Source organism: Paenibacillus thiaminolyticus (assembly GCF_003591545.1).
In the GTDB taxonomy this organism is placed as follows: domain Bacteria; phylum Bacillota; class Bacilli; order Paenibacillales; family Paenibacillaceae; genus Paenibacillus_B; species Paenibacillus_B thiaminolyticus_A.
The window spans coordinates 1-15,962 of record NZ_QYZD01000032.1 but is presented as its reverse complement, the minus strand read 5'-3'; the positions used below and the strand labels follow the sequence as shown (position 1 = coordinate 15,962).

Sequence of the window (15,962 nt, the reverse complement as noted above, 5' to 3'; positions counted from 1 at the left end):
CATCATTACCTCTTGTTCGCCTTCGGCTCGAATGCGACGCGGAACACGTCGCCCAGCACGTTGAAGGACAGGACCGTCAGCAAGATGAACAAGCCCGGGAACAAGGCCAGATAAGGCGCTTCTCCGATAAATCCTTGCGCATTGTTCAGCATGCTGCCCCAGGACGAATTCGGCTGCTGGATGCCCAGGCCGAGGAAGCTGAGCGAAGATTCCATCAAGATCGCCGAGGCGATGTTAATCGTCGCGGCTACGATAATCGTAGACATAATATTGGGCACAATATGCTTCAAAATAATAGCGAGCGTATTCTGTCCCGATACCCGAGCATAGAGCACATATTCCCGCTCCTTGACCGACAGCGTCTCCGCCCGCACGATCCGGGCGATATTCATCCAGCTGAGCATGCCGATAATGAGAATAATCGTCGTAATGCCCGGCTTCAAATACGCATTTAGAATCAGCATTAAGAAAAAAGACGGGATCGACATCAAAATGTCGACGAACCGCATCAGCATATTATCGATCCAGCCGCCAAAATAGCCGCTCACCGTACCGACGGCGGTGCCGACGATAACGGCGATCGCCATCGCCAGGAAGCCGACGCTGAGCGAGACGCGTCCGCCGTAGAGCGCCCGCGCCAAGTAATCGCGGCCGTAATCATCCGTTCCGAACCAGTGCGCGGCGCTGGGCGGCAGCATCCGCTCCGTCACGACGATCTTGTTCGGATCGTAAGGCACGAGGAAGGCGAAGATCGCGGCCAGCGCAAAGACGGCAAGGAGAATGATCGCGGCAATGGCGGCCTTTTGCTCTTTCACTTGGGTAAGTACGTTACGCCATTTCATTCGGTTCATCACAATCACCTCATCGTCTTAATGCGCGGATCGACTACGCCATACAGAACGTCCGCGGCCAGATTCCCGATCACGAGCATGACCGACGAGAACATCGTTATCCCCATAATGACGGGATAATCCAAGGCGAACACGGCGGTAATTCCGAGCGATCCCATGCCAGGCCAGGAAAATACCGACTCGGTGATGAACGCCCCGGCGATCAATTCCGGGAAGGACATCCCGAGAATCGTAATAATCGGGAGCAGCACGTTTTTGAGCACATGGCGCCGCAGGACCGTGCCTTGCGTCGAGCCGTAGGCATATTGAATCTGCACATAATCCTCTTCCAGCTGCGAGATCGTATTCGATCGGATATAGCGCATATAGACGGAGACGTTCATGAAGCACAGCACGGTGCACGGCAGGATGCCATGCTTCAGCACATCCCACACCGAGTCGACGCCGATCGTTCGCATTCCCATGCTCGGCAGCCAATTGAGCTTGACGGCGAACAGATAGATCAGCATGATCCCGAACCAGAAGCTCGGGATCGAGATTCCGATATACGATATAAGCCCGAGCGCGCGATCGACCGGGCGGTTTTTCCGGGAAGCCGCGTACATGCTAAGCGGCACGGAGATAAGCAAAGACAACAAGAGAGCCGCCCCCATTAAGCCAATCGTGGCCGGAAGACGCTCCACAATAAGCGTCAGCACAGGCCGGTGACTGGTCAGGGAGTAGCCCAGATTGCCCATGAACACATTTTTCAGCCAAATCCAATATTGCATATAGACCGGAAGGTTCAAGCCGAGACTTTCCCTTATCCGTTCCACATCTTCCTTGTTCATATCGGGCGTCACGAACGAATTGACCGGATCTCCCGGGGCCAGCTTAATCAGCGCGAACGACACGATAGAAATGAAGAATAATAGCGGTATGGCTTGAAGAACGCGTCGCACGATATATTTCTGCACACAGGTTCCCTCCGAAAGAGCGCTTGAAACGATAACGTTTCAAGCGCCCGCGAATTCTCGATTCAATTCCCTCTACCTCATGATGATGGGTTCCGAGAGGTTACTTCACATAAATTTTGGACAAATCCTCGAACATAACAACCGGCTTCGGAACGGCTTCTTCCAATCCTCCGTAGCGTTTGTCTACCGCCACGATTGCTTTGCCGTACGCGATTGGGTACACGGTCATCTCGTCTGCGACAGTCTGCTGGATCTGCTTGTACAGCTCGCCGCGCTCCGTTTTGTCCATTTCGACGGCCGCTTGGTTCCACAGCGCATCGAAGTCCGAATTTTTATAATGAGCATAGTTGTAAGCCGCATCGCTCATATAGAGCGACTTGTATGCATCCGGCTCGTAGCCCATAATATAGCCGCCGAACGAAATATCATAGCTCGTGTTGTTCATGTCGAGCGACATATTGCCGAAGGCCGCGATATCGAGCGCCATCAGTTCCACGTCGATGCCGACTTCCTTCAACTGCTGCTGAATATACAGCGCTTTGCTGGTCTGCGGCTTGTTCGAGTTCACATACGCGAGACGCAGCTTCAGGTTGCTGACGCCAGCTTGCTGGAGCAGCTCCTTCGCTTTCTCCACATTGTAATCGTAGGTGGCGACATCCGTCGTCTGATACAGCGTGTCCGGCGTGAAGATCGAAGCGGCCGGTTCCGCGAATTCCGTCGATCCGAAGGCTGCCGTAATCATTTCTTCCTTATTCAAGGCGTACGCGATAGCTTGGCGCACTTCCTTCTTCTTCATCACATCGACGTTCTGGTTGAACACCATATAGATAAGGCGTCCTTCCGGATACGTCACCAGATTGAATTTGCCGGTATTGTCGAGCTTGGCATAATCAACGGAGTCAATCATGCGCATTTGCAGCTCGCCGTTCTGAAGGGCCAGGTTGGCGGAGTTCGAATCCTTCGCCACGCGGTAGGTTACCGAATCCAGATACGCCTTGCCGGCAAAATAATCGTCGAACCGCTCCAGCGTCACATATTCACCTGCGCGGTATTCCTTGAACTTGAACGGACCCGATCCGATAGGATGGTCGTTCTTGCCGCTCTTCTCCAGATCCGCTTCACCCTCGAACACATGCTTCGGAATTGGCTTGAAATTGGCCAGTACGCCTTCGAACGAAGCCGATTGCTGCGGAAGCACGAACTCCACCGTTAGATCATCCACTTTTTTTGCCGTCAGCGGCTTGCCATTGAATACATAGGTAGCCCGATCCGAGCTGTGCTGCTTCTCATCCAAAATGCTGTTCATCGTAAAGACGACATCGTCCGCCGTCAGTGGCTGCCCGTCATGCCATTTCAAGCCTTCACGCAGCTTCAGCGTATACGTCAGCGAGTCCTCCGAAGGAGTCAAACTTTCCGCCAGGACGAATTTCTTCTCGCCGTTATCGATATGATATAAAGGAGCGAACAACGATTGGTTAATGGTCAATGTTACCCGGTCCCCGGCATAGACAGGATTCATCACCCGCGGATCATCCTGAACCGCGATAATGATGCTGCCGCCGCTCTTCGGCTCTCCTCCCGAATCGGTGCCGGAAGCCGTATCTGGAGCCGGCGTCTGGCTGCCACCGCAGGCGCTGACCACCGCAACGACTACAGATAATAAGAGTGCGAGCCATAACTTGTTGCGTTTCATGTCGATTCCCCCCGAAAATTGTAACACACTTTATATTTTATAGTATAACTATCTTTTGAGAGAACACAATCTTTTTTTCCGAGTGAATTTATAGGAATATTATATTTTAATCTAGTAATCGGGAAAAGCGACAGGCGGCAGCAACCTATCTTTGCCTAAAAAAACTGTGCTCCCGCCGGGAGCACAGCCTTCACCTATTGTTGAATTACTTATTCCATATGACCTGGCTTTCCTCTTGTCCGTTCACCGGCCACCACTGGAAGCCGTCTTCCGCCAACAGCTTGTCCGCTTGCTCCGGTCCCCAAGACCCTGCCGGATATAGATGCAGGTCTTCGCTGGATGCCTTCCAGGCTCCGGCGATTTTGTCGACGAACGACCAAGCCGATGCCACTTCATCCCACCGGGTGAAATAAGTAGAGTCGCCGCGCGCCGCGTCGAAGATAAGCCGCTCATAGGCTTCCGGCGTATTGATGCCGACCATGCAGCTCTGGCAGAAATCCATCGCGAGCGGCTGCACGCTGGCGTCGGCTCCCGGCTTCTTGCCATTGATCTTGACATAGATGCCTTCCATCGGGTTCACCCGAATGACGAGCAGATTCGGTTCCAGCTTATGCTTTTGCGACAGATAGACATTCGTCGGCATATTTTTGAATTCCACGACGACCTCGGTTGTTTTGACCGGAAGCCGCTTGCCGGTGCGAATATAGAAGGGAACGCCTGCCCAGCGGAAGTTGTCCACATAGAGACGGGCCGCGAAGTACGTTTCCGTGACGGAAGCCGGGTTCACTTTCTCTTCTTCCCGGTACGCCGGCAGCGGCTTGCCGTTCATCGAGCCAGCCGCATATTGGCCGCGCACGACATTGCGCATCACGTCGTCGGCATTCTCGAATTGGCGCAGAGAGCGAAGCACTTTCACCTTCTCGTCGCGGATATCTTCCGGATGGAGCCGGCTAGGCGCTTCCATCGCGATCATCGTCAGCATCTGCAGCATATGGTTCTGGGCCATATCACGCAACGCTCCGGCATGATCGTAATAGCCGCCGCGCTCTTCAACGCCGACCGTCTCGGCCAGCGAAATCTGAATATTGGCGATGTGCTTATTGTTCCACAATGGCTCAAAGAAGGCATTCGCGAATCGAATCACCTCAATGTTCTGGACCATCTCTTTGCCCAAATAGTGATCGATGCGGTAGATCTCTTCTTCCTTGAACACATGGCTCAATTCTTCGTTCAATTTCTGAGCCGACGGCAAATCATAGCCGAACGGCTTCTCGATGACCAGTCGATGCCAGCCTTCGCTGTCGAGCATTCCGCCGTCGCGCAGGTTCATCGAGACGCTGCCGAACAGTTCAGGCGCCAGCGCCAAGTAGAACAGGCGGTTGCCCGGGATATTGAATTCCCGTTCAATATGCTCGGTCTGTACCCGTAATTCCTTGAAGCCCTCCACATTGTTGATGTCAAGCGGTTTGTATTCGAAATGCTGCGCAAAGCGGCTCCAAACTTCATCATTTGGAATCGGATAACGACAAAATTCTTCAATGGACGCGCGCACATCATTGCGAAACTCTTCATTCGTACGTCCACGTCGGGCCAAGCCGATGACAGCAAACCGCTCACCTAATTTGCCTTCGTGATATAAGCTGTAAATGGCAGGAAACAATTTGCGGCGTGCCAAATCACCGGTCGCGCCGAATATAAAAAAGACGGCGCCTTCAGCCAGTTGGGATTCTTGGTTATGCATCACAGTCATCTCTCTCCATCATCCTTACACTCTGTTATAGACTTGACATCACACATTTCGAATGTGATGACATTTTAGCATACTTGTCAGATTGACGCCACGGGTTAGCGAAAAAGGTCGAATCAATATTCCCCCGCGATAAGCGGCGTGCCAAAAGACAACCGCGTCTCTCCGCGTTCCCGATCCTCATGGGCCGCAACCTGCAGATTGGCCTGCCGCCCCTTCATGGCGACGCCGGCCCCCATATAGTCCGTCTCATACGTTACGCTGATCGTGCGGTCATCTTCATACCGGTCGAGCGGTACGGCTGTTCCCCATTCCGCCAATGCCTTCTCCGCTGCGGCGAAGCCGTCGGTCAAGGAAGCCCCTGTTGCCGTACGGACGGTCGCGTTCCAATCGGACCCCATCTTCGCCTCTCCAAGCTGGCGCAGCAGCCGCTCCGCTTCTTCCGCCGTACGGGCCATGCCTCCTTTCGCTTCCGCAGACAATGTGACCGTATAATAAATCCGCCCGTCGTTCTCCTGGAACAACAGCACATCCCCTTGATAGGGTGCCGTATTATACGTCCCGCGATACACTTCCCTTCCCCGTTCCTGCCTAAGCTCGAGAGCGCTCAGTATGCCTGCTTCCCGCCGCCAGCGGTCTACTTCGGCCGCAAGTCCTTCTTCAGCGAGAAAGCTGCCCTGAACCGTTATCGTGGAGCTGAACTTCCGCTCTCCGCTCAATTCTGCCAGCACCCACAGCATTTGCATCCGCTTCGCCACCTCTGACGAATCCGGCGCAGCGGATGGGGCCGGCTTCCAGGCATCGCTGCTCCAGGCGACTGCGACAGCGCCGCACAACGCCAACAGAAGCAATCCAATGACCGGAGTCTTCGTTCTGCGAACCAGTCTCAACGTAACCGCCTCCATATTCGTATGGATAATTGATTCACCGATAGGGAGCACACTCCATGCTGCAAAATTAGGCGCTTCTCTCCTAGGTCAATGTCCATGCGCCAATATCCTCCAATGAATAGACTAATGACAGAACATTCCCGCTATAGAAGGAGGTATGTAACGTGATTCCTATTCCATTGGATGAAGAAGTCATCCGATCGCATTGCGGGCGGATCGTGTGTGCCGTTACCCATGATGGCCGCCAGTTCATTGGCCGTCTCAGCTTATGCCGGGACGGAAAAATCATTCTGAACGAAGAAGAAGTTCCCGAAGAGGTCGTTCCGATTTTTGAGGAAGAATGCGAACCCAAGAAAAAGCCGCACAAGCGGCAGGTCAAACGGGTCAAGCGGCCTTGCAAGCCCGTCAAGCCCGTCAAGCGCCCTTGCAAGCCATGCAGCGGGAAGAAGAGCAAGGTAACCTCGCTTCAACCCTACGGAGCTCCAGCTTCATATCCTGGCCCGCACCAGGGACTGTATAGCCGCGGACGGATAGAACTCGACCTGACGCTTATCGCGCTCTTGTTTCTTCTGCTTGTGTAACACTCATTCTGCTTATACTCCCCGAATTCCTGCCGATCCCCATCGAGTTGTTGCCAGAAGCAGTATAACCTCTGCTTTCCTTGCCCCTCATACAGACAGAACCGGGTATCGTCACCCGGTTCTGTCACTTATTACGCTCCATTAGCGTTTCCTTATTGTCCCCCTCCTGGGCCCCTTGCACCGCGCACAAAAAAACCCGGCCTGTAAGGTCGGGTCAACCATTATTCAGCAAGGCCGTTCTTGTAAGCGTAAATGGCGGCTTGCGTGCGATCCTCCACGCTCAGCTTGGCAAGGATATTCGTGACGTGGAACTTCACGGTCTTGATTCCAATGAACAGGTCATCGGCGATATCTTGGTTGGACTTGCCTTGGGCAAGCAATCGCAGCACATCCATTTCCCGGTCCGTAAGTTGTTCATGGGCGGCTTGCGTCGGCTTCGGCTGGCGGAAGCGGTTCATCATTTTCGAGGCGACCTGCGATTCGAGAACGGATTGTCCCCGAGCGGCGGCACGGATAGCTTCGGCAATTTCCGTTGCGCGTGACGTCTTGAGCAGGTAGCTGAACGCCCCCGCTTCAATGACAGGGTACATTTTCTCGTCATCCAAGTAACTGGTCAGCACAATGACCTTGCAGTCGGGATACAGGCTCAGCAGCTTGCGCGTCGTCTCAATGCCGTCCATCCCCTCCATAACCAGATCCATTAACACGACATCCGGCTTATACTCTTGCGCCAAGCGGATTCCTTCCTCGCCGTTACTTGCCTCGCCAACGACTTCGATGCCATCCTCGGTGCTCAATACGGCTGCCAATCCGATGCGCACCATCTCATGGTCATCTACGAGCAATACTTTGATATCTGTGTCCATATCAGGCATCTTCACCTCCTGGGCCATCGCTGCCCTCTTCGTTCTTCAGCCCGCTCTCTTCATTGACAACGGGGACGCGTATTTCAATGCGGGTGCCTTTGTTCGGCGCCGTAATGAATTGCACCGAGCCCCCGATCTCATTGATTCGCTCCTGCATCGTACGCAAGCCGTAGCTCGCTTGCTTTTTGTCATCCCATTCGAAGCCGACGCCATTATCGCGAATGAATAATCGCACATAATCGCCTCGGTCCTGGAGCTTGATCTCCATGCGGGTCGCCTTGGAATGGCGGAGGGTATTCGATAATGCTTCCTGCACGATGCGGAACAAATGATTCTCGACGCCCTTCAACAGCGTAATATGCTCGTCCATCTCATATTGAATCTGAATGGGCACCTTCGCTTCAAGCTCTCGAATCAGTTCAGCGACACCTTGCGTAAGACCCTTGCCTTCCAGATGAACCGGCCGGAGATGGAGCAGTAGCGCTCTCATTTCCGATTGGGCTACCGAGGCCATTTCCTCAATGAGCTCCACCTGGCTCTCCGCTCGCTCAAAATCTTTGTCCAGCGTCCTTCGCACCGCCGTCGCCGTCATCGATATCGCGAATAATTGTTGGCTCACGGCGTCATGCAGCTCCCGCGCCAAGCGTTGACGCTCTTCCATAATGGCCGATATCCTGGCCTGTTCGGCTAATTGGGCGTTATTCGTAGACAACCGCTGCAAGGAGGTCACCTGTTCCTCCCAGCGCTTGCTGACCCTGCCCAATTGATCGGCCAGTTGGCCGATCTCGTCGTCTCCCAGGTCCGGTATCGGCCGGGACAGATTGCCCTTCTCCAAGAGCAGCATCGATTCGCGCAGCAGTTCAATCCGCCGTTTCATGCGAAAGCCTTGGAAAAAACCGAAAATCGCCGCAATAATGGCTACGACGATTAAGACAGACAGCGTCGATTTCACGCCGTCCAGCCAGGTTTCGAACGGTTTGACATATCCATATGATTGCATTAAATAAACAATGACGAAAAACAGGACAAAGGAAAGGAGAAGCGTCTCGCCCATCAAGCGCACAACCATATTTTTCGTCTGTTTTTTCGGTTCCATTGCCGGCTTGCATCTCCTTTCTGCAGCATCTTCTCCATATTACGCGTGCAATCGGATATCAATATCTCCTACGATGTAAGAGATGTGGAGTTTCACCCGCTGCTCCGATCGTTCATAATTCGGCGAAGTATAGAGCCATTTGTTGAGCAAGCCGGTCTCCCGGTGCTGACCCGCATTGATCTGTCCGAACAAGACAGTCGCTTCCACTTTGACTCCGATATCGTCAGGAATCGAAATGTCCATATCTCCGAGCACGCCTTGGAACAAGAGCATCGTCTCCGGCTCCTCCATCATCGCGAGCGACAAGTCGATGTCGCTCTCTCCGATCACATGCCACAAGCTCTGGCTGTGCAAATGGAACGGCTCCCGATCCCATTTCAGATTCGCTGTCAGATCGGGACGCTTCTGCATCCACTCGTGCTTTTGTTCATAGCGGGTCCGAGAATAAAAAATACCGAGCGATATGAGAATGATTCCAAAAAACAGCATCAGATGCTCCAACAACAGGATAGCTCCCCCGATACCAAGCAAAGTATAGCCGAGACGAAGCTCCTCGGATTTTACTTTGCTAATGCCGAGGTACAGCATGAACAGGGCGACAAAGGTTCCGAAGCTAATCCATTTGCCAATCAGAATGAACAGTCCCGCGATAATGAGCAAATATGCAAGTAAACGATTGTTCCCCTTTATCATGACGCACCTCCTGTCGCTCAGAATCAATAGAGTTGTGCCGAATAACCTTACAACGAAACGTAACGGCGATGCGGGGGCATCGCCGTAAGCTCCTTAGTTAGCATATCATAACCGCATCCAAGTCCCAAGGGATTATTCGCTGCGGTTCAATTTTTGTTTCAATGCTTCCAATTGCTCATCGACTTTCATTTGCTTCTCTACATCAACCGGAGGTTGATAGGTCGTGGCTGCATATCCGCCATATGGTACACGGATGACCTCCGCTTCCGCTTCAAGCTGCATAATCTTCTCTTCCATGCGTTGGAATCCGCGGGAAGCATCGCCCGATTCGATGCTGTGGACGCTTGTAATGGAAGCCATTTGCTTACGGGCTTTAGCCATTTGAGCACGGGCAGACAGTTCGTTGCGCTTGTTGCGCAGCTTGTAGAACTCATCTTTCATCGAATGCAGCTGCTGCATAAGCTCATCGGCTTGCGCTTTCGCTTGGGCATGCAATTCTACATATTCCGTAACTTTTTGATCGAAGTACAATTTTTCTTCCAAGTATTTGCGGGCTGCTTCTTCATGACCGGATACGAGAGCTCGCTCAGCCTGGACTTCGCGGTCAGCCACCATCCGAATCGCTTCGTCGTAGCGATGCTTGATGCGGCGCTCGCTTGCCATTTGCTTCGCTACCGTTACTTCAGCTTCCCGAATCTCCTGCTCCATGTCGCGGAGGTATTGGTTAAGCATAACTACCGGATCTTCCACCTTGTCCAACATTTCATGAATCGACGCTTTCGTCATATCTTTAAGTCGTTTGAATACTCCCATTTTACTTATCCCCTTTCTCGTATTTCGCGATTTTCTCGCGAAGTTCTTGAAGTTCTTTGCGCATTGCTTTTCTTTCAATATCATCCATCATCGAATCGATGGAGGAATCATATTGAGTCTTGCTTCCGTTCGGCTTCGTTCCGTAGGATCCATAGCTGCTGTAATCGTTCCGGCCGCTATTGTAGCCGCTGTTGCCGCTGTTATTGCCGTTGTAGCCACCGCCAGGATAGCCGCCGTCATTTCCGTAATATCCGTTCGAATTCTGATACGGTCCTCCACCGTAATTATATGGTCCGTATGTCGTGAATGGCTCTTTCGGAACCACAAGCGCTACGATGAAATAGACGGGTATCAGGGAGAATGCTGTGAAGAACACGCCCAGGACGAACAGTACGCGCAGCAGCGTCGCATCCATATTCAACCATTCAGCGATTCCGCCGAGTACACCGCAGAACTTCCGGTCACGAACCGAACGGTACAATTTTTTGTTCATGGTTCATGTCACTCCTTCGCAGTGTCCAATTTCTTGCGCAGACGTTCCATCTCACGCTGCAGTGCTATGTCTCTTTCGGTATTGCCGCCGTAAGGTGATGTTCCGTTGGAGCGGCGCACCTCTTGAAGGCTTGTATTTTCCCACTCCATGTCGGATACGCGATCCTCCAGCCGGCGGAACATGCCGTCCACCTGCCCGTAGCCATATTGGCCGAAGCGTTGGTTCATTTGCTGCTGAAGCCGTATGTTCTGCATGCGGGCGAAGTAATACTGCCGCTTGTCGTAGACAGTCTGATATTCGCTCTTCAGTATGTTCAGCTGTTCTTCCAGCTCCAGGATGGCTTCCTTGCTTTTATTGTAGAGATCCTCGTACTGCCGCGCTTTCTCGTCATGCATCATTTTTTCTTGGAGTGCAATCCTAGCGGCGAATTCCTCTCCCGCCTTCAAGGCCAGCATCGCTTGCTGCTCGCGGCGCTCTCTCATTTCATTGGCCTGATTCATCTGATGTCTCATCTGATTCGCGTGCATGACATACTGTTGATATAAGCGGTCCGCTTCCGCGATGTCCTGTCGAGTGCGCATAAGGAATTGGTCGATTAACCGGACAGGGTCTTCCGCTTTGTCGAGCCGCTCATTGAGCGTTGCCAGTGTAATGTCGCGAACCCTTTTCAAAATATTGCTCATGCCTCTCTGTCCCTCCTTCATCCAAATACGTTGCTGTCTCCTGTTCAATAATGATGGCCACTTCGTTTGTTATTCAGCATTGAAATACCGAACACAATCATTCCGATGGCGATGAAAATGCCGATGAGCCAGGATAGCTTGCCGATTAATGTGATGGAGCCCAATATGATGAAGATCCATCCGAAGAACGAATTCCCTGCCTTGACTCCATAATAACCGAGTACAATCAACAGAATCGGGAACAAGTAGCTAAACCAGCTTCCCAAGTGAACTCCAAACTTGCTGAGCAGGATGAACGCTCCCAGTGCTATCAAGATAATAGCGAACGAGTTGCCTTTTTTCATTTGCATTCGGTTTGTCACCACCTTTCATTGTGCCTTGCTTATGTCTTTATTTTAGGGGATTCCCCTTCTGTTCAAAACAGGCTGGGGGCGGTTTTTCGTACTGGACTCAGGTCGGGGGGACAGACCGTCCCAAGGTCAACCTGGACTGGACTGTAGGGAAGGTAATTTGAAACTCCGTGCGCAATTCGGCGTATATATTATCATAAGAAGCTTTCCGAACTATCGGGCCTGACTCCGGCAGGCGAAAGGAGCAATGCCATGGACACGTTATTTTGGGGTCTGTTCATCTTCGGTATTTTATATTCCGTTGTTACCTTGATATTCGGGGAAATATTGAGCCATGCGTTCGATTCCATTTTTGGAGAGGGGCTTCCTTTTCTGCAGCCGACGGTGCTCGTGAGCGGGCTAACGGCTTTTGGCGCCATTGGCATTCTCCTGAACCGTTATACAGCTTGGCAGTCCACGCTCATTCTTGTGGTCGCTATTGCCGGCGCGCTCGTTGTCTGCCTTCTTATGTATTTCCTCTATATTCGCCCGATGCACAATACAGAGAGCTCTATCGGCTTCTCCATTCAGGACCTGGTTGGCAAAGTCGGAGAAGTCAGCATTTCGATTCCTTCCGTCGGATACGGGGAAGTGACATTGCGAATCGGAGCCGGCTTGACGAATCAAATTGCCGCTTCTTTCGATAAGGACAACATTCCTTCCGGAACGACGGTTGTCGTCATCAACGTCGCCGAAGACACGCTGTATGTATCCCCTCTTACCAAAGAAATGCTCAGCCTTCAAGAAAATTGATTCAGGAATACGCTAATCACGGTTTACCTACAAATTTACATAGAAAAGGGAGCTGTATGCCATGGAATTCAATGAAGCGATCATGGTGCCGGCAATTGTAATCGGCGTCATCCTCGTGCTGGGCCTCGCATTCTGGGCCCGCTACAAGACGGTCAGCCCGGATGAGGCGATGATCGTGACCGGGACGTATCTCGGTTCCAAAAATGTCAGCGCCGATGAAACGGGGCGCAAGATGAAAATTGTCCGCGGTGGCGGCGCATTTATTTTGCCGGTGTTTCAACAGTCGCAATTCTTGTCCTTATTATCTCATAAGCTCGATGTCATGACACCGGAAGTATATACCGAGCAAGGCGTTCCGGTGATGACCGACGCGGTCGCCATCATTAAGATCGGCGGTTCGGTAGAAGATATTGCCACGGCAGCCGAGCAATTCCTCGGCAAGCCGACGGAAGCGCTCAAGAGCGAAGCGCAGGAAGTATTGGAAGGACATCTTCGTGCGATCCTTGGATCAATGACGGTAGAGGAAGTTTATCGTAACCGCGATCGTTTCGCACAGGAAGTGCAGTCTGTGGCCGCCAAAGATTTGAAGAAGATGGGGCTTCAAATCGTTTCCTTCACCATCAAAGACGTGCGCGACAAGCACGGATACCTGGACGCGCTCGGGAAGCCGCGGATTGCGGCCGTTAAGCGAGACGCTGAAATCGCGGAAGCCGAAGCGGTGAGAGACTCGCGGATTCAGAAGGCCAATGCCGAGGAGCAAGGAATGAAGGCCGAGCTGCTGCGCGATACCAACATCGCCGAAGCAGCGAAGGAGAAGGAATTGAAGGTAGCTTCCTTTAAGAAGGATCAGGATATGGCCCGTGCGGAAGCCGACCAGGCTTATTACGTGCAGGAAGCCCGTTCCAAGCAAAGCGTCGTCGAGGAGCAAATGCGGGTTGAACTCGTTCGGAAAGAGCGGGAAATCGACCTTGAAGCCAAAGAAATTTTGCGACGTGAGAAGCAGTATGATGCCGAAGTGAAGAAGAAAGCAGACGCGGAGCGTTACGCTGTCGTTCAGTCCGCGGAAGCCGATAAATCCAAGAAAGTGCTCGAAGCCGATGCGATGCAGTATCGGATCGAGGCGGAAGCGAAGGCAATGGCGGAGCAGAAGCGCCTTGCCGGTATGGCGGAAGCGGACGCCGAACGGGCACGAGGAACCGCGGAAGCCGAAGTCATCCGGCTGCGCGGTCTGGCGGAAGCCGAAGCGAAGCAGAAGCTCGCCGAAGCGTTCGAGAAATTCGGTGAAGCAGCGGTGCTCGATATCGTCATGAAGATGCTGCCTGAGCTGGCCGGCAAGATTGCCGAGCCGCTGCAGCAGATCGACAAGCTAACTGTCGTGGATACCGGCAACGGTGAAGGGGCGGCCCGCGTCAGCAACTATGTAACCCAACTGATGGCGACGGCCCCGCAAATGCTGAAGGATGTATCCGGACTTGATGTCGAAAAAATGATTCAACGTTTGACGAATGGACCAGGCTCTGCACAACCGAAACGTTCTCCTGTCCCGGTGGAAGCTCCATCCGCAACATCTGGCGGCACCGAGAGTCCCAAGGCAGAATAAGGCGTTTTAGACGTATAGAGCGTGCACCATATACATCATAATAAAGAAGCCTTGCCTGAATTGTTATGGCAAGGCTTCTTCTTGTATAGGTTGTATTGTCGGGTTGCTCCACGCACTTGCCCACATAGGGGTTCTATGCCCTCCGCGTCCTCAGCGCCGCAAACATTCCCTCATATTTCTCCAGTAGTGAGACTGCTATTCACCGAAGCCTGCTTCTCAGCCTGTTTGAACGGGAGGAAGCGTTTGGCTATGCGTTGCATTATATCGTCTGCCGTACATTGTATAGCTAGGCTTTCACGATAAACAAAAAAAACACCCTTCAGGTGTCTTGGTGTTATAACTGGTGCCGGTGAGAGGACTCGAACCTCCACGGTTTCCCTCACGATTTTGAGTCGCGCGCGTCTGCCATTCCGCCACACCGGCATATGAAGTTAATCTGGCGTGCCCTAAGAGATTCGAACTCCTGACCTTTTGATTCGTAGTCAAACGCTCTATCCGGCTGAGCTAAGGGCACATATCATTCAGAAAGAAATGAGTTGGAGGCGCCACCCAGATTCGAACTGGGGAATAAAGCTTTTGCAGAGCTTTGCCTTACCACTTGGCTATGGCGCCATCTGGAGCGGACAACGGGATTCGAACCCGCGACCCTCGCCTTGGCAAGGCGATACTCTACCACTGAGCTATGTCCGCGTAAATGGCTGGGGATATAGGATTCGAACCTATGCATGACGGAGTCAAAGTCCGTTGCCTTACCGCTTGGCTAATCCCCAAAGGTATGGGGCGATCGAGGGGAATCGAACCCCCGAGTGTCGGAGCCACAATCCGATGCGTTAACCACTTCGCCACGACCGCCACATTATGAAATTATTGGATTGGCAGGGGCAGCAGGAATTGAACCCACACTAACGGTTTTGGAGACCGCTGTTCTACCTTTAAACTATGCCCCTATGTATGGTGGAGGATGATGGATTCGAACCACCGAACCCGTACGGGAACAGATTTACAGTCTGCTGCGTTTGGCCACTTCGCTAATCCTCCACGATGGTGCCGGCGATAGGAGTCGAACCCACGACCTACTGATTACAAGTCAGCCGCTCTACCAACTGAGCTACACCGGCATAAGCCTATTATGGTGGCTCGGGACGGAATCGAACCGCCGACACGAGGATTTTCAGTCCTCTGCTCTACCGACTGAGCTACCGAGCCTAATAATATAAATATAATGGCGGAGCTGACGGGATTCGAACCCGCGTTCTCCTGCGTGACAGGCAGGCATGTTAGGCCTCTACACCACAGCTCCAGATTGGTTGCGGGGACAGGATTTGAACCTGCGACCTTCGGGTTATGAGCCCGACGAGCTACCGAACTGCTCCACCCCGCGATATATGGTGGACGCTGACGGGATCGAACCGCCGACCCTCTGCTTGTAAGGCAGATGCTCTCCCAGCTGAGCTAAGCGTCCATATTGTAGCGACTAATATATCTTAACAGATTGTTGGGGTTGATTTCAACCCTCAATTTTTACCAGTCGCAAGGCATAATTGGTGACCCGTACGGGATTCGAACCCGTGTTACCGCCGTGAAAGGGCGGTGTCTTAACCGCTTGACCAACGGGCCACAACTGGCGGAGAGAGAGGGATTCGAACCCTCGAGACGCTTGTGACGCCTACACGATTTCCAATCGTGCTCCTTCGACCAAACTCGGACATCTCTCCATGGCTCCCCGAACAGGACTCGAACCTGTGACAACTCGGTTAACAGCCGAGTGCTCTACCGACTGAGCTATCAGGGAATATATATTTTGATAAGGTATTGTACCTTAAAAACTGAATGCGAAAGTTCGTCTTGCGAATCATCT

At 52.6% G+C, this 15,962-nt stretch carries 15 protein-coding genes and 16 tRNA genes; 3 read left to right on the top strand and 28 right to left on the bottom strand.

Translation table 11 applies throughout. The features are described from left to right. Positions 1–5: 5 nt before the first annotated feature. The 5 genes from DQX05_RS24200 to DQX05_RS24180 form a co-directional block, all read right to left on the bottom strand. Positions 6–851: an ABC transporter permease gene (locus DQX05_RS24200; RefSeq protein ID WP_119795925.1), complete on the bottom strand. Its 846-nt coding sequence runs from the start codon at positions 849–851 to the stop codon at positions 6–8. Positions 852–856: 5 nt separating this feature from the next. Then, entirely contained in the window at positions 857–1,807 is a 951-nt protein-coding gene (locus DQX05_RS24195) for an ABC transporter permease (protein ID WP_119795924.1), read from the bottom strand. A gap of 100 nt (positions 1,808–1,907) precedes the next feature. Further along, the gene (locus tag DQX05_RS24190; protein ID WP_119795923.1) at positions 1,908–3,500 is read right to left on the bottom strand and encodes an ABC transporter substrate-binding protein; all 1,593 of its coding nucleotides are present in this window, start codon (positions 3,498–3,500) and stop codon (positions 1,908–1,910) included. A 205-nt stretch (positions 3,501–3,705) separates the two neighbouring features. After that, complete coding sequence (zwf, locus tag DQX05_RS24185) at positions 3,706–5,250, bottom strand: glucose-6-phosphate dehydrogenase (protein WP_119795922.1); 1,545 nt, start codon at positions 5,248–5,250, stop codon at positions 3,706–3,708. 113 nt (positions 5,251–5,363) lie between these two features. After that, entirely contained in the window at positions 5,364–6,137 is a 774-nt protein-coding gene (locus tag DQX05_RS24180; protein ID WP_259392203.1) for a YwmB family TATA-box binding protein, read from the bottom strand. Positions 6,138–6,301: 164 nt separating this feature from the next. Between DQX05_RS24180 and DQX05_RS24175 the strand changes: the two genes are divergently transcribed. Beyond that, positions 6,302–6,718, top strand: a complete 417-nt coding sequence (locus tag DQX05_RS24175; RefSeq protein ID WP_119795921.1) for a hypothetical protein — start codon at positions 6,302–6,304, stop codon at positions 6,716–6,718. Positions 6,719–6,939: 221 nt separating this feature from the next. Here DQX05_RS24175 and DQX05_RS24170 read toward each other — a convergent pair whose 3' ends face one another. From DQX05_RS24170 to DQX05_RS24140, 7 genes are all read right to left on the bottom strand, one after another. Then, positions 6,940–7,584, bottom strand: a complete 645-nt coding sequence (locus tag DQX05_RS24170; protein WP_119795963.1) for a response regulator — start codon at positions 7,582–7,584, stop codon at positions 6,940–6,942. 1 nt (position 7,585) lies between these two features. After that, positions 7,586–8,680, bottom strand: a complete 1,095-nt coding sequence (locus tag DQX05_RS24165) for a HAMP domain-containing sensor histidine kinase (protein ID WP_119795920.1) — start codon at positions 8,678–8,680, stop codon at positions 7,586–7,588. A 39-nt stretch (positions 8,681–8,719) separates the two neighbouring features. After that, positions 8,720–9,373 carry a cell wall-active antibiotics response protein LiaF gene (gene liaF, locus DQX05_RS24160; RefSeq protein WP_119795919.1) on the bottom strand — a complete coding sequence of 218 codons (654 nt, stop codon included), beginning with the start codon at positions 9,371–9,373 and terminating at the stop codon, positions 8,720–8,722. A 132-nt stretch (positions 9,374–9,505) separates the two neighbouring features. Beyond that, on the bottom strand, positions 9,506–10,186 hold the full coding sequence (locus tag DQX05_RS24155; RefSeq protein WP_119795918.1) for a PspA/IM30 family protein: 681 nt from the start codon (positions 10,184–10,186) through the stop codon (positions 9,506–9,508). A gap of 1 nt (position 10,187) precedes the next feature. Beyond that, positions 10,188–10,679, bottom strand: a complete 492-nt coding sequence (locus DQX05_RS24150) for a PspC domain-containing protein (protein WP_119795917.1) — start codon at positions 10,677–10,679, stop codon at positions 10,188–10,190. A gap of 8 nt (positions 10,680–10,687) precedes the next feature. Further along, the gene (locus DQX05_RS24145) at positions 10,688–11,362 is read right to left on the bottom strand and encodes a PspA/IM30 family protein (RefSeq protein WP_119795916.1); all 675 of its coding nucleotides are present in this window, start codon (positions 11,360–11,362) and stop codon (positions 10,688–10,690) included. A 44-nt stretch (positions 11,363–11,406) separates the two neighbouring features. Next, the gene (locus DQX05_RS24140; RefSeq protein WP_119795915.1) at positions 11,407–11,712 is read right to left on the bottom strand and encodes a LiaF transmembrane domain-containing protein; all 306 of its coding nucleotides are present in this window, start codon (positions 11,710–11,712) and stop codon (positions 11,407–11,409) included. A 252-nt stretch (positions 11,713–11,964) separates the two neighbouring features. Between DQX05_RS24140 and DQX05_RS24135 the strand changes: the two genes are divergently transcribed. Next, the gene (locus tag DQX05_RS24135; RefSeq protein ID WP_119795914.1) at positions 11,965–12,504 is read left to right on the top strand and encodes an NfeD family membrane protein; all 540 of its coding nucleotides are present in this window, start codon (positions 11,965–11,967) and stop codon (positions 12,502–12,504) included. A gap of 61 nt (positions 12,505–12,565) precedes the next feature. Then, on the top strand, positions 12,566–14,104 hold the full coding sequence (locus DQX05_RS24130; RefSeq protein ID WP_119795913.1) for a flotillin family protein: 1,539 nt from the start codon (positions 12,566–12,568) through the stop codon (positions 14,102–14,104). 341 nt (positions 14,105–14,445) lie between these two features. Here DQX05_RS24130 and DQX05_RS24125 read toward each other — a convergent pair. The 16 genes from DQX05_RS24125 to DQX05_RS24050 form a co-directional block, all read right to left on the bottom strand. After that, a tRNA-Leu gene (locus DQX05_RS24125) sits at positions 14,446–14,527 on the bottom strand. A 14-nt stretch (positions 14,528–14,541) separates the two neighbouring features. Then, positions 14,542–14,618 (bottom strand) — tRNA-Arg (locus DQX05_RS24120). Positions 14,619–14,641: 23 nt separating this feature from the next. Then, a tRNA-Cys gene (locus DQX05_RS24115) sits at positions 14,642–14,716 on the bottom strand. 3 nt (positions 14,717–14,719) lie between these two features. Continuing rightward, positions 14,720–14,794 (bottom strand) — tRNA-Gly (locus DQX05_RS24110). A gap of 5 nt (positions 14,795–14,799) precedes the next feature. After that, positions 14,800–14,874 (bottom strand) — tRNA-Gln (locus DQX05_RS24105). A 6-nt stretch (positions 14,875–14,880) separates the two neighbouring features. Further along, positions 14,881–14,956 (bottom strand) — tRNA-His (locus DQX05_RS24100). Positions 14,957–14,977: 21 nt separating this feature from the next. Beyond that, positions 14,978–15,051: transfer RNA gene (locus tag DQX05_RS24095), tRNA-Trp, on the bottom strand. Positions 15,052–15,056: 5 nt separating this feature from the next. Continuing rightward, positions 15,057–15,142: transfer RNA gene (locus DQX05_RS24090), tRNA-Tyr, on the bottom strand. Positions 15,143–15,146: 4 nt separating this feature from the next. Then, positions 15,147–15,222: transfer RNA gene (locus DQX05_RS24085), tRNA-Thr, on the bottom strand. A gap of 12 nt (positions 15,223–15,234) precedes the next feature. Further along, positions 15,235–15,310 (bottom strand) — tRNA-Phe (locus DQX05_RS24080). A gap of 17 nt (positions 15,311–15,327) precedes the next feature. Further along, positions 15,328–15,404, bottom strand: a tRNA-Asp gene (locus DQX05_RS24075). Between the two features lie 4 nt (positions 15,405–15,408). Continuing rightward, positions 15,409–15,485 (bottom strand) — tRNA-Met (locus DQX05_RS24070). Between the two features lie 5 nt (positions 15,486–15,490). Continuing rightward, positions 15,491–15,566, bottom strand: a tRNA-Val gene (locus DQX05_RS24065). 80 nt (positions 15,567–15,646) lie between these two features. After that, positions 15,647–15,721 (bottom strand) — tRNA-Glu (locus DQX05_RS24060). A 5-nt stretch (positions 15,722–15,726) separates the two neighbouring features. Next, positions 15,727–15,819: transfer RNA gene (locus DQX05_RS24055), tRNA-Ser, on the bottom strand. A 1-nt stretch (position 15,820) separates the two neighbouring features. Next, positions 15,821–15,896 (bottom strand) — tRNA-Asn (locus DQX05_RS24050). Positions 15,897–15,962 lie beyond the last annotated feature (66 nt).